Raw genomic sequence first — 12,403 nt, 5'->3', positions numbered from 1 at the left:
CAGAAACCGACGACACCGTCCTGCCCACCGAACTCACCGCATAGCCTCAAAACGAGATCACCGAGTGGCCGTCGATACACCACTCCAGCGGACGTGACCAACCGTGGCGCTGTTGGAGAAGACCACGGCCGACAGGTGCGCAGCCTCAGGCCGGGTGAATAGACCGCTGGGGATGACGGTGTCTTTGTGCCGGTGCTCCGTGATCTCCTCACTGGTCAGGACAAGAGTGCTGTGCTCGTCACGCGTGGCCACGTCCCTGCGCCCGTAAAGATAGCTGGCCAGCGGCGCAACGGTATGGAACAGGGCACTGAGATGATGGAAGGACTCCAGAGCGATTACGAACGGCCGGTCCTGGGTGTGCGGCTGTTCCCAGTAGCTGCGTCCCTGGGCATCCCGCTTCTCGAGCTTGCGGCGCAGGGCCTTGGCGCACTGCAGCACGAACTCGTTCTCCGCGTCCTCCAGGTCTTTGGGAACAAGAGGATGGGAACCCTTGGGCGGATCGAGATCGGCGGCAGGCGTGGACTGGGCAGGATTGCTGGTGGTGGCCTCGACAGCCACCGGATGCGGCCCTCCAATGAGGAAGTCGGGCGCGCCACCGGGGCGTTCCAGGACATGCCCCTGTTCCTGCAGCGCGGCGAACAGAGCCAGCTCAAGGACCCGAGGCGAGAAGCCACCCGTCTGGAACTCACGGGCGAAGCTGCGGTCGGCGCCCTGGAAGGTCACGAAGGTCTCATCCATCAAACGTCGAGTGGCTTGAGGTATGTGGTCATCACGCACAAAACGGAAGCGTGGGTCCATGACCTCGTCAGGCACCTTACGGATACGTTCGAACAAACTGCGGGACATAGGTGCATCTCTACACCACCGCAGTCGGATCAGCCTGGGCAGCCCCCATTGCCCACAGCGAAGCCCCCTACTGTCTTACGGCGCGGCAGCCGACCTGCACAGACAACAGGCCTGCACCCAATCAACCTGCGTAGCATCCATCCACCTGCAGGCCACCGTCACAGCAACGCGACGAGCACAGGACAAACAGGACCAACACCGGACCCACACCCACCCACGACCGAAAGATCACCCAATCAGGGTCAACACCCAGAGTGCCCGGCGGGCGCTTGTCAGCCATCCGCGGATCGTAATGGGACCAACACATCCACGCTCTGACTTTTTCCGGTCTCCTCCCGGCATGATCGACCGATCACCACATGGCGGGGAGAGGGCCTCACCCCCGGCCCCGTTCAGGACTGCGTCAGCGGCGTCCGAGCAGGTTCCAGGAAGTCGGCGGCCGCCGGCCGAGGCGCCGAGCCCTGGCCCAGGGTCCAACGCCCGAACCGCGGCTCCGGCCCCGGTGGGACCGGGCGCGTCCGCAGAGCCGTCCACGGCGCCCGTGAGCGCCTTCAACAGGGGCTGCCGCCCTGACGTAGAGGGCCAGCACGAGGCTCTGTGACGGTCCCCATGGGCACGTAGAGGCGTTGCCGGACGGTCGGAGGTGGAACTCGGGGTAGTTTCCTGTCCAACAGCAAGAGGCCGCCGGGCCAAGCTGACCATCGAAAAGCTCGTCGCGCTCGCCGACGTCGGGCTGAAATGGGGGGCATGGGCCCTCTGCGGTCACGTCTCCAGCGGTACGGCTTCATCGACGATGGCGGTCGCCAGAGCAGCCGAGAAGCGGCGTGCCGTCAACGCCCGTCGCAGTCCCGCGCGCAGGAGTCCTCGGAATTCCTGGTCGGTGGGGTTGGGGAGGACGGGGACCGGCTGCTCGGTCACCTCGTGAATTCGTTGCACGGCCCGGACGGCAGTGCCCAGCGCGTCGAGCGCGGCGCGTTCTACCTCGTGCGCCGACTGCGGACCGATGCCGACAGCGAGAAGGGTTTCGATGCTTAGGAGGAGGATGGCTCGGAGCAGGTGGGCGGGTTGAGCCCGTACTGTCGCCCCGTGGGCCGCGACGCGGACCCAGCCACCGAGTTCGCCGGGGGCGTGGGTCCACACCTGCTCGGCGGCCGCGGTCCAAAGGGGAAGGCCTCCTGCGGTCTCCCACAGGTGGGGACGGCTGAAGGGTGCGGCGGCGGGACCCGCCTTCCAGCCGTCGGCGGCGGCGGTCTCGGCGAGGAGGGCCAGGGTGACGGGCAGATCGACCACCTGGGACGTCAGCAGGACGCGGAGGTCCTCGTCCAGGCGGTCGGCGGTGAACTCGGGGTAGTCGTCGTGCTCGGTGAGGACGTGCAGCAGGGCGAGCGATCCGAACGTGGGGATGCCCTCTGCGATCAGCTGGCTCCGTAGGAACGCGTCATCGCACCACAGTGGTGCGCCTATGTCCAAGGCGAGCTGGGCGGCGGATAGCCAGGCGTCAACCGAGTCGTCGGTCGGGCCTGAGATGCTCAACCTGCGGCGGACCTCGGTGAGGTCGGGCACTTCGACCGGCTGGAGACCGGGGACGGCCGGGGAGAGAGCGGTGGCGAGGCGCCGGATCTCCTGCCGGTCCTGGTCGGTGTACGCGGCGATGAAGGGTCGGCCGCCCCGTACGCCGAGCACGCCGGCCGACCGTTCCGTCTCGCGCAGGCTGTAGCAGGTGTTGAGTACGTCGCCACACACGGCGGTGGGGGACGGTGTGGTCGCGAAAGCCGCCCTCATCTCGCCGAGGCGTCCGGGCAGGAAGGCGGTCAGTGCCAAAGCCGTGACGTCGACGACGGCGGTCCGGCCGAGCGCTTCGTGCACGGCCTTCCGCTCGGCGGCGGTGTGCACGGGGTCGGTGCTCCCTGCGGGGAAAACGCCGGCCGCGCGCTGGAGAAGGGTCAGGGTGACGGGCTGTTGCGCCACTGCGGCAAGCATGTCGGCGGGGAGCTGTCCGGCGCGTACCCCGCTGGCCGTCGCCTCCAGGAGCACTTCGCGGCGCCCCAGGGTCTGTTCGAGGCGTCGTGCGAGTCCGTGCGCGCCGCCTGTGACAGGGGTCAGCACCGCACTCGGAGGCAGCTCGGCCAGGAGGCGTATCAGGCGTTCGCGCAGCGGCTCGGGCAGCTCAAGTGCGTGCCGCGTCTCCCCCTCCAGGGCGGAGGCGGATCCGTTGACGTCGCCAACGGGCTGCGGTGGCTCTCCGGTCGCGGCAAGGACAGCCGCGGTGAGGAGCGCGGAGAGTTCGGTGTCCGTCGGCTGGAAGTGTTCGGCCAGGCCGAGTGCTGTTTCGGCGAGCGCCGGGGTCCAACCTGACCAACGGGTCAGCGTGAGCCAGGCCCGCGCGTCCTGCTCGTTGCGGACCTGGGGCGCGAACCGGGTCAGGGTGTCGCGCGCGGTCTCGAGGCTGCTGTTCCTCACCTGGGCGTGGATGGCCGCCCACGCGAAGTCCATAGCCGGGGACGGCAGCGCGCGGCCGACTCCTTCGGCGGCCATCACGTGGTCGATGCCCGCCTCCTTGGCCAGCCCGGCCAGTGCATGGTCCTCCATGTCGCCCCAGTCCCCGCGCTCCCCGGCCCACTGGACGAGGGCGCGCCGCAGGCGGCCACGCATTCGGTCGGGCAGGAGGGGGCGGGACACCAGGGTCAGCGCGGCGATCCGGGCCCGTTCCCGGTCGCCGGCCCGTTCCCACAGGTCGACGGCAAGGGCCCGGAGCGAGGTGTCGCCGAAGCGCCGACCCGCCCGCTCGGCGGCCTCCGCCGCCAGGGCGTGCTCGCCCTGCTTGTCGTACTGGACGACCAGCCCCGCCGCTGCCACGACACTTCGAGACTCCCAGTGGCGAAGGCGCCGGACGGCAGCTGCGTCGTCACCACGCGCAGCGTCGGCCGTCGCCCAGCGGGTGGGTAGAGCGCTTCGGCGAGGGCGCCTTCAGCGTGCAGGCGCTCCAGGTGGGGAACGGGCCACACCCCGAGACCGGCCAGGGCGTAGGCGGCCATGGCGCGCTGGTCTTCGCTGCCTGCGCCGGCAGCCGCGGCTTCCCAGGCGGCGATGCGCGCCTCCCGGCTGCTGCCCGCCGCGGCGTCGCACATGTGGGCCAGCAACTGCAGCCGGTCGCCCTCGCCGGTCACGCTCTCGGCGAGGGTGGCAGCTTGTTCCTCCTGACCGGCCTGGCTGGCCACCCGGACCGCCTCGACCAGAAGTTCCTGGCTGAAGGTCTCCGGATCCTGCGCGTCCCCCTCAGGTTCGGCCAACGCTGTCCCGATGGCGGCAGTGATGTCGCCGGCCATGACACGGGCATCAAGCAGGACGCGCGCCGCCCGAATACTCGGGCCCCGCCAGCGCCGGTACTCGGCGCTCGCGGCCGACGCCAGACGCATGGCCCGGCCGATGTCGAGGAAGGCCTGCCGGGGAGCCCCGACCGCGTTGCGGTACAGGAGGCACCGTGCAAGTTCGGCCTGTATGTCAGGATCGCCGGGCGTGAGGCGCAGCGCCCTTTCGAGCACGGCCTCGCCTTCGTCGTGGCGGCCCGCGGTGACGTGGCAGTGGGCCGTGAAGCGCAGGACGTTGGCGTCGGCGGTGGCGGCCGGGTCTCCGGCGGCCAGAGCCTGCTGCACGACGTCGGGTACGTGTTCGGGCATCCGTTGCGGGGAGTCGATCACCGCCCGGACGACGGCCAGGAGAAGGGTGTCGCCTTCTTCCCCGGCCTGGTCGGCCAGTGACACCGCCTGAGGACTTCCCTGGTAGGCGGCCGCCAGTGCAGCCAAAGTGAGGAGGCGGCCCCGGCTGTCGGCGGATACGGCGGCGGCCCGCTCCAGCGCGCTCACCGTCGGCATGCCCAGTTCGTGGCTGACGGCGTAAGAGGCGGTGATCCTCCAAACGTCCTCCATGTGCGCGGTGTCGGCTTTCGTCAGCCAGGGAGGGGGTGAGGTGAGCAGTACGCGCACGGCGTGGGCGGGATCGGAGTCGGCGAGGAGCAAGGCCAGCGGCGCCGCGTAGGCCCGCCCGGCACGGTGGGCCTTGAGGAGCCGAAGACGGGTTTCCGCCGGCAGACGATCGGCGGCCTCGGTGACGGGGTCGGCGCCCTGTTTAGAGCGGGCCGGAGCGGCCAGCGCGTCGGCGTTGGCCGTATCGAGCTGCTGGGCCGCGGGGACGAAGATCTTGAAGTGCTTGCCCGTGGACACCACGTCGTGAGATTGACGTGCTGCCAGTAGACGCTGCGGGTTCCCGTGTCGACCAGCATGACGACGACCGGCAGCGAGTGGCTCGTCCAGTACTCGACATGCGCGGCGTCGCAGGGATACCACCAACCGCCATCGGCCGCGCCGGCGAACTGGCTAGGCCCGGACTTGATCTGCACGGCCAGCAGTCGGCCAGTCGACTTCCCGGAGGTACCCGGGCTCATGCTCGCGCCGAGCACGACCTCCAGCTGTGCGTCGATTCCGACATCGCTGGTCTCCTGCTCACGAAACAGCCATCCCAGCTCTGACACCACCTGGAGGCTGACCAAGCTAACGCCGACCCGTTCCGTGAGATGCGTGGGGCGCACCGTCGTCAAGTCCCTGTCCCTTCCCCCACGCTGCCTGTTGCTGCAGCCCTAGCTTGAAGCCTACGGGCCCCCACCGACATCGAATTCCTGCCTGAGCCGACCGGTCCAGGATCCACGAGTCCAGCTGGCTCCGCCGACCTGTCCACCTTCGTACGCGCCCTGCTCGCGATCGAGCTCGGGGACTTCGGGCCAGCCACCCGTCTCTTCGCGGAGACATCGACCATCGCCGGAGACCCCGCATAGCAGACAGTCTTGCCGCGCCCGGTGCGCCGACAGGGGACGGGCCGGGATTCTGCTGATCTCGCCTCCCGATGCCCTGATAATTCGTACCCACCGAGGCTGGACAGTTGCCAGAATCTGACACGTGAAGGCAGCGCGCACAGGCCGGCAGCACCTCGCTTCCCAGGTCCTCCTCCGGCAGTTCACGATGCCTGGTTCGGGAGGAGCCGGCTGGCAGCTGTTGCCCGTCGACGTGTGCAACCCGGAGCGCCGGAACAAGCTGAAGGGCACACGGGCGTGCGGCTTGGCCGAGGACTTCGTTGCGGTCGATTCCGCTTCTGTCGAGGCTCTGTGGGCTCGGTGGAGACACGGGCCCCCGCGGCGCTCGTGGCCGTGCATGCCGGCGCCCCGTTCACCGATCCCCTGCACGTCGAGACGCTCCGCGACCTGGTCGTCCTCCACTATGTACGCTCGCACCGATATCGGAACGTGCACGCCAGCGCGTTCGAGACGACGCGTGTGCGTCTGCGCGGCGAGCTCACCAGGCGGTTTGCGGAGCGCCTTCGCCGTGAGGCGCTGCGCCGGACCGGGCTGCATTTGGCCAGCCCCGGCTCCCTCGATGTCTTCGGCCGGACGTCTCATCGGCCCGGTTGAACCAGGACCTCGATCGCCCCGACGAAGAAGGAGACGAGGCGTAGCTGCTTTGCGTCTCCGGGCGCGGACGCAGCGTTCTCAAGGGTGCCCGACCCACCGGGCCGTCGGGCTACGTGGCGGCCGGGGCGGGTTCGGTGAGGCGGTCCAGCCGGGTGTAGAGGGCCGGGCCTGGACGAGGCGGGCGCGGTTCTGGAAGCGGGCGGTGCCCTTGAGCGGGGCGGACAGGCGGCCGTCGGCTTCCCGGAGGACGACTTCGGCGAGGGCGCCGCGGCCGTCGCTCTTGGGCAGGGCGGCGGCGAGACGTCGGACGTCGGCGGCGACCGCGCGGGCGTGCCCGGTGAGCTGGAGGGCGATCTGTTCGTAGTCGCGGCGTGCGAGGTCCGGGTCTTTCCACGCGAGGACGGCGGTGACGAGTGCCTCGTAGGGGGCGCGGTTCGGCCTCGATCAGGCCATCGGGGTCGTGGAGCACGGCGTGGGTGTCGCTCATCGGGCGCCCGCCGCGTCGTCGTCCTGGTCGTGGTCGCCGGTGGCGGCGGCCAGGGCCTGGACGGCGAGGAAGCGGGCGTAGCCGCGGTCGGCGCGGGCGATCAGCGCCGGGGAAGGTCGGCTGAAGGCGGACGGCTGGAGGCCGCGGTCTTCCGGCTGGGGGCCGGTGAGTGTGGGTGCGCTCATGGGGCACCGCCTCCGTGTGATGGGTGTGTCGGTGTCGTTCAACGCTACGGAGACCGCCGCTCGGTTCTCAACGAGATTGCGGGTAATTGCGGAACTTCACTCCAGGGCGTCGATCGCGGCCTGGATGAGGGCGCGGGCCGCGGCGCCGTAGACGGCCATCTCCGCGAGTCCGGCGAACGCCTTGGCGTAGTCTGCGACGTCGCGCGGCTGCGTCACCTTGATCTCCGCTGTCAGCGTCTCGACCACGGCCGTGGTGTCGTCGTGGACGTAGAACGCTTCCAGGGGCCACACGGTGCGCTGGGCGGTGAACGGGATGATCCCGAGCGAGACGGAGGCGAGCGGCATCACGCGGGCCGCCGGGCGCAGGCCCAACCCCAGCGCTGCAGCGAGCCGAGCCGCCGGGCACAGCGCCGGCCGCGACCCGCGCGGACCCGGCCGACGGCAGGCAGCCCAGCGCGCGACCGGGAGACCGGTGCAGGCACGACGCACCCCGGCAGTCCGGTCCGATACGGAGAGCACCAGCTTGGCGACGTTGTTGTCCTTGGTGAGCTGGTTGACAGCGGGGGCGATCGCCGAGGCGGTGGCTTCCAGGTTCACCGGGTCCAGGGGCAGTCGTTCGAGGAGATCCCGCATGGGACTGCGCCGCCAGTTGTGCTGGTCTGCCTCGGCGTCGCGCAGGGCTGGCAGGACGCGCAGGGCCACTTCGCGGCGGATGGCGCGTACGTCGTTGGTCTCGCGCTCGCCAGCGAAGACAACGACGTCGTAGTCCTTCGCGGTCAGCGGCCGGCTGGTGGGCTGCACCTGGGATCCGTCGCCGGTTGCTACCTCCGTTCGAGGGGCGAAGCGGTAGGTCAGCCGGGCTACATAGGGATCGAAGCACTGCGGCGCTGGACAGGACGCTCTTGGCGTCAACATCGTCGTCGAAGCCTCGCAGCTCAACCGCGATGGTCACTTCAGCTCCGCCCGCCAGGCCTGCGGGATGGCCTTCCCAGATGTCCTCTTCGCGCAGCATGCGCCGTGCGTCGGACAGAAACGGGTCGAGGACCAAGCGGATCGACACCGTTCTCGCCGACGATCACCGCGTGGGCAGGGAAGTCGTTGACCAAGTGGCGGAAGTTGCGTATCCCGGTTTCCCAGGGCCTGCTGGCCTTCCCGGCCGCCCGATAGGCGATCTCGCCGCGGCACCGGACCCTATGCGAATGCTAGTCGACGGTATCAGTAGCTAGCTATGCTGGTGGGTATGGCAAAGCAGACGAATATCCGGCTGGACGACGCCGTCAGGGCGGCCGCCGAGGACCGGGCCAAGCGCCGGGGCCTGAGCTTGCAGGGGTACGTGGCCGACCTGATCGAGGCGGACGTGAATCAGTCCCGCGCGGCCTTCATGGCCGGCGCTGCATCGTTCCTGGCCGCGTACACGGACGTGTTCGATGCGGAAGTCGGTGAGGACCGGTACCCCGGTCTCCCAGACGCCCCGGCGGAGACGGCACCGAGGGACGCCGCGTGAACCTTCGCATCGACCTCGCGTGGATCCTGGCAGTGGCGCAGCAGATTCCGGGAGACCCCCAGGTCGTCGACTACGGCGTCCCCGTAGCGGCGGAAGCACGTCACCGGGCGGAGATCCTTGACCACGAGGTCTACCCCGAACCTCATCACAAGGCTGCGGCGCTGCTGTGCGAGCTGGCGAGAAACCCGAGCCTGGAGATGCGGAATCTGCTGTTCGCGGCCACGGTGACCGCGGCCTACCTGTCGGCGTGCGGGATGCCGGTGGGCCCTGGCCTGGACACCGTTCTCCCGCTGGCCCGTGCCGCCCGGGACGGTCTCCCGGTGCGGGAGGTCGCCGCTCAGATCAAGACCTGGACGAGCTGATCGAGCAGGCTCTTCACGCGGTCCGTACCGAGTCAGGAATCCGGGTCATCGACGAGCGCCGGCCGGCCATCCGTAGCGGTGAGGTGTGCCGTCAGACCCAGCAGGGCCATCATGGCGATGGAGGCCAGCAGGATGGCCAGCCACCCCACTGTCCATGGAGTGACACGACGGCGGATCACCAGGGCGTGAGGAGCAGCATGACGACGACCGCGCCCGACGTGAGAAACCAAAAGCCCTTCGTGATCACCGTTCCGCTGTGGTGTCCGCGTCGTGCACAGCGCGGACGGCGCGGGTTACGGCGGGGAAGTCAGGGTGGCTCTTCCACTGGTCGGCCATGGCCATGAGCGCGTCGAGTAGGCGGCGGGCCTCATCGGTGGTGCCCGCTTGGAGCCGCAGTAGCGAACTCCTGGCTGAGCTCGTGGGCGTCGCGTCGGGGCTGGACGTACGCGTCGTGGCCATCCGGGTGTTGTTCGTCCCGGAGATCGTCCTGTCGGTCGCGAACGAACTGGTAGACGCCTACACCGGCCTGCAGATCCAACGTTCTTCTCCTCACCGGCGGCGCAAGCGTTCCGTGCCTTGCCCATTCTCCTCTACGCCTCGCATCGCACCTTCCAACCGCCAGCCGACGTAACGGTTTCGCTGCCAGCAGCGGCTGGCAGCAGCCGCGTTGGCCGAACCGAGCCCGACAAGTCACTCCTGGCCGGCCGTGATACGGGCCTGGCCGGCGATCGCCTCTGCGGCACCGAGGGCTTCCAGGGCGGAGTCGGCGTTCTCCGAATCTCCTCCGGTGCTTGCGGACGCTCGCGCAAGCAGGTGCGCAACACGTCGGTAGGGGTCGGCCTCGGAGGGTCGCATGTCGGCGGTCACGTAATTCCCCACGATCCGCATGATCAGCGCCACGTAATTCCCCACCCCTGTGGTCACGATTCCCCACTGGGGCGCCGACCATCGATGGTGCCGCCGACCATGCTCGAACTGGGGTGATGTTCCCTGTTTCGAGTGGTTTGATCATGGATTGGTTCTTCCTTGCGAATCGGCCGGGTTCCCCATGGGCATGCCGGTGCCCGGGTTGAGGGTCTGGGCCTCTCGGAGCGTCGCAGGCCCTCGATCCGCGAGCCGAGAGGCCGACGGACGCACCGGATGGCAAGGAGAACGTTCACCGTGGTCGACATCGTCGAGATCTACGTGCAATGGTACGCGGGCCGGTCCAAGAGCCAGGTGTCCGCCTCGCTGGGAGTGGACCGCAAGACGATCAGGAAGTACCTGGCGCCGGCGGAGAAGGCGAGGATCACCCCAGGCGGGCCGCCCATGAGCGAGGCGGACTGGGCCAAGCTGCTCAAGAGCTGGTTCCCCGAGCTCACGAGCCGGAAGCTGAACCAGGTCAGGTGGGGCGAGATCGAGCCGCACCGCGACTACGTCAAGGAACTGCTGAAGACCACGACGGTCACCACGATCCACCAACGGCTCCGCGACGAGGGCAAGTTGAGGGTGTCACTCACGACGTTCCGCCGCTGGGTGCATGAGAACCTGCCCGACGAGGCGGCCCGCTCGAAGGTAACGGTGCTGCGGGATGACGTCGAGCCGGGCTCGGAGGCCCAGATCGACTACGGCTTCCTGGGGCAGTGGATCAACCCCACCAGCGGGAAGCGGCACCGGATCTGGGCGTTCGTGATGGTGCTGCCAGCCTCGCGGCACATGTTCGTCCGCCCCGTGACGCACATGGACCAGCACGCCTGGACCCTCGCACACGCGGAAGCCTTCCGCTTCTTCGGCGGCGTCCCGCGTCGCCTGGTGCCGGACAACCTCAAGACCGGGGTCGACAAGCCGGACCTCTACGACCCGAAGATCAACCGGTCGTATGCCGAACTTGCCTCCTACTACGGGACGTTGGTGGATCCGGCACGGGCGTCGAAGCCGAAGGACAAGCCACGGGTCGAGCGGCCCATGCCCTACGTCCGTGACTCGTTCTGGAGCGGCCGGACGTTCACCTCGCTGGAGCACATGCAGGCCGAGGCCCTGCTCTGGGCCACGAACGTCGCAGGTCAGCGGCAGTGCCGGCCGCTGGACGGGGCGAAGCCACTGTCCGTGTTCGAGGCGGTGGAGGCCAAGGCCCTGCTGCCGCTGCACGAGGAGCCGTTCGTGCTGGCCAGATGGTCACAGGCCACCGTCGGCCCGGACATCCACATCAAGGTCGGCCGCACCCTCTACTCGGTGCCCTGGAAGCTGATCGGCCGCCGTGTCGATGTCCGCTCCACCGCCACGATGGTGCAGGTCTTCCACGAGGGCGAGCTGGTCAAGACGCACGCGGCACTTGAGCAGGGAAAACGCACCGACAAGGATGACTATCCGCCTGAGAAGATCGCCTTCCAGATGCGCACGCCCATCTGGTGCCGCGGCCAAGCCTCGCAGGTCGGGGACGCCTGCCGGCAGGTGATCGACCAACTGCTCGAGGTCAACGCCCTCTACCGGCTCCGCGCCGCCCAAGGGGTCCTGGGCTTCGGAAGAAGTACGGCGACACCAGGCTCGAAGCCGCCTGCGCGAAGGCGGTCGCGGTCGGTGATCCGTCCTACCGGACGGTCAAGGGCATCCTGGTCGCCGGCACCGAAACCGACCCCGAACCGGAGACCGGCGACGCCGGAGCCGCGGCCTTCCTTCACGGCCCCGAGGGCCTGTTCGCCGCCACCATCCCCCCGCAGATCCCCGGCGAGGTTCACGACGACCAGGGTCACGCCGACGTCGATGCTGAGGAGGCCGACCGGTGAGCGTGATGACCACCGCCCTGCGCGAGTCGCTGAAGACACTGCGACTGTCCGGCATGCTGGAAACCCTCGACGCCCGCCTCACCCAGGCCCAGAAGGGCGAGCTCGGGCACCTCGACTTCCTCCAGGTCTTCTGCCAGGACGAGATCACCCGCCGCGAGTCCGTCGCTCTCGAACGGCGCCTGCGCAGAGCGAAGTTCGAGCAGCAGGCCACCTTGGAGGGCTTCGCCTTCGCCGCCTCCCCGAAACTGCCCGCCGCCCAGATCCGCGACCTCTCCGCCCTGCGATGGCTCCACTCCGGCGAGTCCGTCATTCTGTTCGGGCCCGTCGGGGTCGGGAAGACACACGTCGCCCAGGCCCTCGGCCACCAGGCCGTCCGCCAGGGCGCCAACGTCCGCTTCACCAAGACCAGCCGCATCCTCGCCGAACTCGCCGGCGGCCACGCGGACCGCACCTGGGACAAACGCATGCGCGAACTCATCCGCCTCGACCTGCTCATCCTCGACGACTTCGCCATGCGCCAGCTGACCGCGTCCCAGGCCGATGACCTCTACGAACTCGTCTCCGAACGACAGGGCCGGTCCCTGATCATCACGAGCAACAGGGCACCCAACGACTGGTATCCCCTCTTTCCGAACCCGGTCGTCGCCGAGTCACTGCTGGACCGGCTGATCAACGCCAGCCATCAAGTCATCATGAACGGCCCCAGCTACCGGCTCAACAAGCGACCGAAGGGCCCCACCGAGAAGCAGGACAAACCGATCTGATCCGCTGAGCCCGGGCGCTGCCGAGTTGCCTGGCC

Annotated in this window: 10 protein-coding genes and 3 pseudogenes; 5 read left to right on the top strand and 8 right to left on the bottom strand. The window is 69.0% G+C overall.

Features of this window, described 5'->3' with window-relative positions:
* Positions 1 to 57 precede the first annotated feature (57 nt).
* From OO52_RS42225 to OO52_RS54840, 4 genes and pseudogenes are all read right to left on the bottom strand, one after another.
* Positions 58 to 798: a hypothetical protein gene (locus OO52_RS42225; protein ID WP_158712629.1), complete on the bottom strand. Its 741-nt coding sequence runs from the start codon at positions 796 to 798 to the stop codon at positions 58 to 60.
* Between the two features lie 810 nt (positions 799 to 1,608).
* A complete protein-coding gene (locus OO52_RS54845) occupies positions 1,609 to 2,628 on the bottom strand; it encodes a PIN domain-containing protein (protein ID WP_420711459.1) in 1,020 nt (339 codons plus the stop codon).
* A gap of 902 nt (positions 2,629 to 3,530) precedes the next feature.
* Positions 3,531 to 5,069, bottom strand: a complete 1,539-nt coding sequence (locus OO52_RS54415; protein ID WP_324608326.1) for a tetratricopeptide repeat protein — start codon at positions 5,067 to 5,069, stop codon at positions 3,531 to 3,533.
* A gap of 17 nt (positions 5,070 to 5,086) precedes the next feature.
* Positions 5,087 to 5,431: pseudogene (locus OO52_RS54840) on the bottom strand (DUF4365 domain-containing protein); the annotation flags it as partial.
* A gap of 78 nt (positions 5,432 to 5,509) precedes the next feature.
* Between OO52_RS54840 and OO52_RS54835 the strand changes: the two are divergent.
* Positions 5,510 to 5,674 (top strand): DUF6420 family protein, encoded by a 165-nt coding sequence (locus OO52_RS54835; protein ID WP_359261579.1) that lies wholly within the window; start codon positions 5,510 to 5,512, stop codon positions 5,672 to 5,674.
* A gap of 739 nt (positions 5,675 to 6,413) precedes the next feature.
* Here OO52_RS54835 and OO52_RS53530 read toward each other — a convergent pair.
* The 3 genes and pseudogenes from OO52_RS53530 to OO52_RS53525 all read right to left on the bottom strand — a co-directional run bounded on the left by OO52_RS53530 (position 6,414) and on the right by OO52_RS53525 (position 7,777).
* Positions 6,414 to 6,791: pseudogene (locus tag OO52_RS53530) on the bottom strand (DUF6415 family natural product biosynthesis protein).
* On the bottom strand, positions 6,788 to 6,976 hold the full coding sequence (locus OO52_RS42210; RefSeq protein WP_030657753.1) for a hypothetical protein: 189 nt from the start codon (positions 6,974 to 6,976) through the stop codon (positions 6,788 to 6,790). The pseudogene OO52_RS53530 and the gene OO52_RS42210 overlap by 4 nt, the downstream one beginning before the upstream one ends.
* 96 nt (positions 6,977 to 7,072) lie before the next feature.
* Positions 7,073 to 7,777 (bottom strand): Scr1 family TA system antitoxin-like transcriptional regulator, encoded by a 705-nt coding sequence (locus tag OO52_RS53525; RefSeq protein WP_030657751.1) that lies wholly within the window; start codon positions 7,775 to 7,777, stop codon positions 7,073 to 7,075.
* Between the two features lie 439 nt (positions 7,778 to 8,216).
* Between OO52_RS53525 and OO52_RS42200 the strand changes: the two genes are divergently transcribed.
* On the top strand, positions 8,217 to 8,480 hold the full coding sequence (locus OO52_RS42200; protein WP_030657750.1) for a hypothetical protein: 264 nt from the start codon (positions 8,217 to 8,219) through the stop codon (positions 8,478 to 8,480).
* Positions 8,477 to 8,842, top strand: a complete 366-nt coding sequence (locus tag OO52_RS42195) for a hypothetical protein (RefSeq protein ID WP_027734645.1) — start codon at positions 8,477 to 8,479, stop codon at positions 8,840 to 8,842. Before OO52_RS42200 ends, OO52_RS42195 begins: the two co-directional genes overlap by 4 nt.
* 690 nt (positions 8,843 to 9,532) lie before the next feature.
* On the opposite strand, the gene OO52_RS42185 is transcribed toward OO52_RS42195, so the two are convergent.
* A complete protein-coding gene (locus tag OO52_RS42185) occupies positions 9,533 to 9,742 on the bottom strand; it encodes a hypothetical protein (protein WP_158712627.1) in 210 nt (69 codons plus the stop codon).
* Positions 9,743 to 10,003: 261 nt separating this feature from the next.
* Between OO52_RS42185 and istA the strand changes: the two are divergent.
* Positions 10,004 to 11,604: pseudogene (gene istA, locus OO52_RS54830) on the top strand (IS21 family transposase).
* Positions 11,601 to 12,368: an IS21-like element helper ATPase IstB gene (gene istB / locus OO52_RS42165; protein ID WP_030657744.1), complete on the top strand. Its 768-nt coding sequence runs from the start codon at positions 11,601 to 11,603 to the stop codon at positions 12,366 to 12,368. The pseudogene istA and the gene istB overlap by 4 nt, the downstream one beginning before the upstream one ends.
* The last annotated feature ends 35 nt before the right edge of the window (positions 12,369 to 12,403 follow it).

This window comes from Streptomyces flaveolus (assembly GCF_000716535.1).
Classification (GTDB): Bacteria; Actinomycetota; Actinomycetes; order Streptomycetales; family Streptomycetaceae; genus Streptomyces; species Streptomyces flaveolus_A.
Note: the sequence above shows the minus strand (reverse complement) of the source record. Positions and strands in the feature narration are given on the sequence as shown.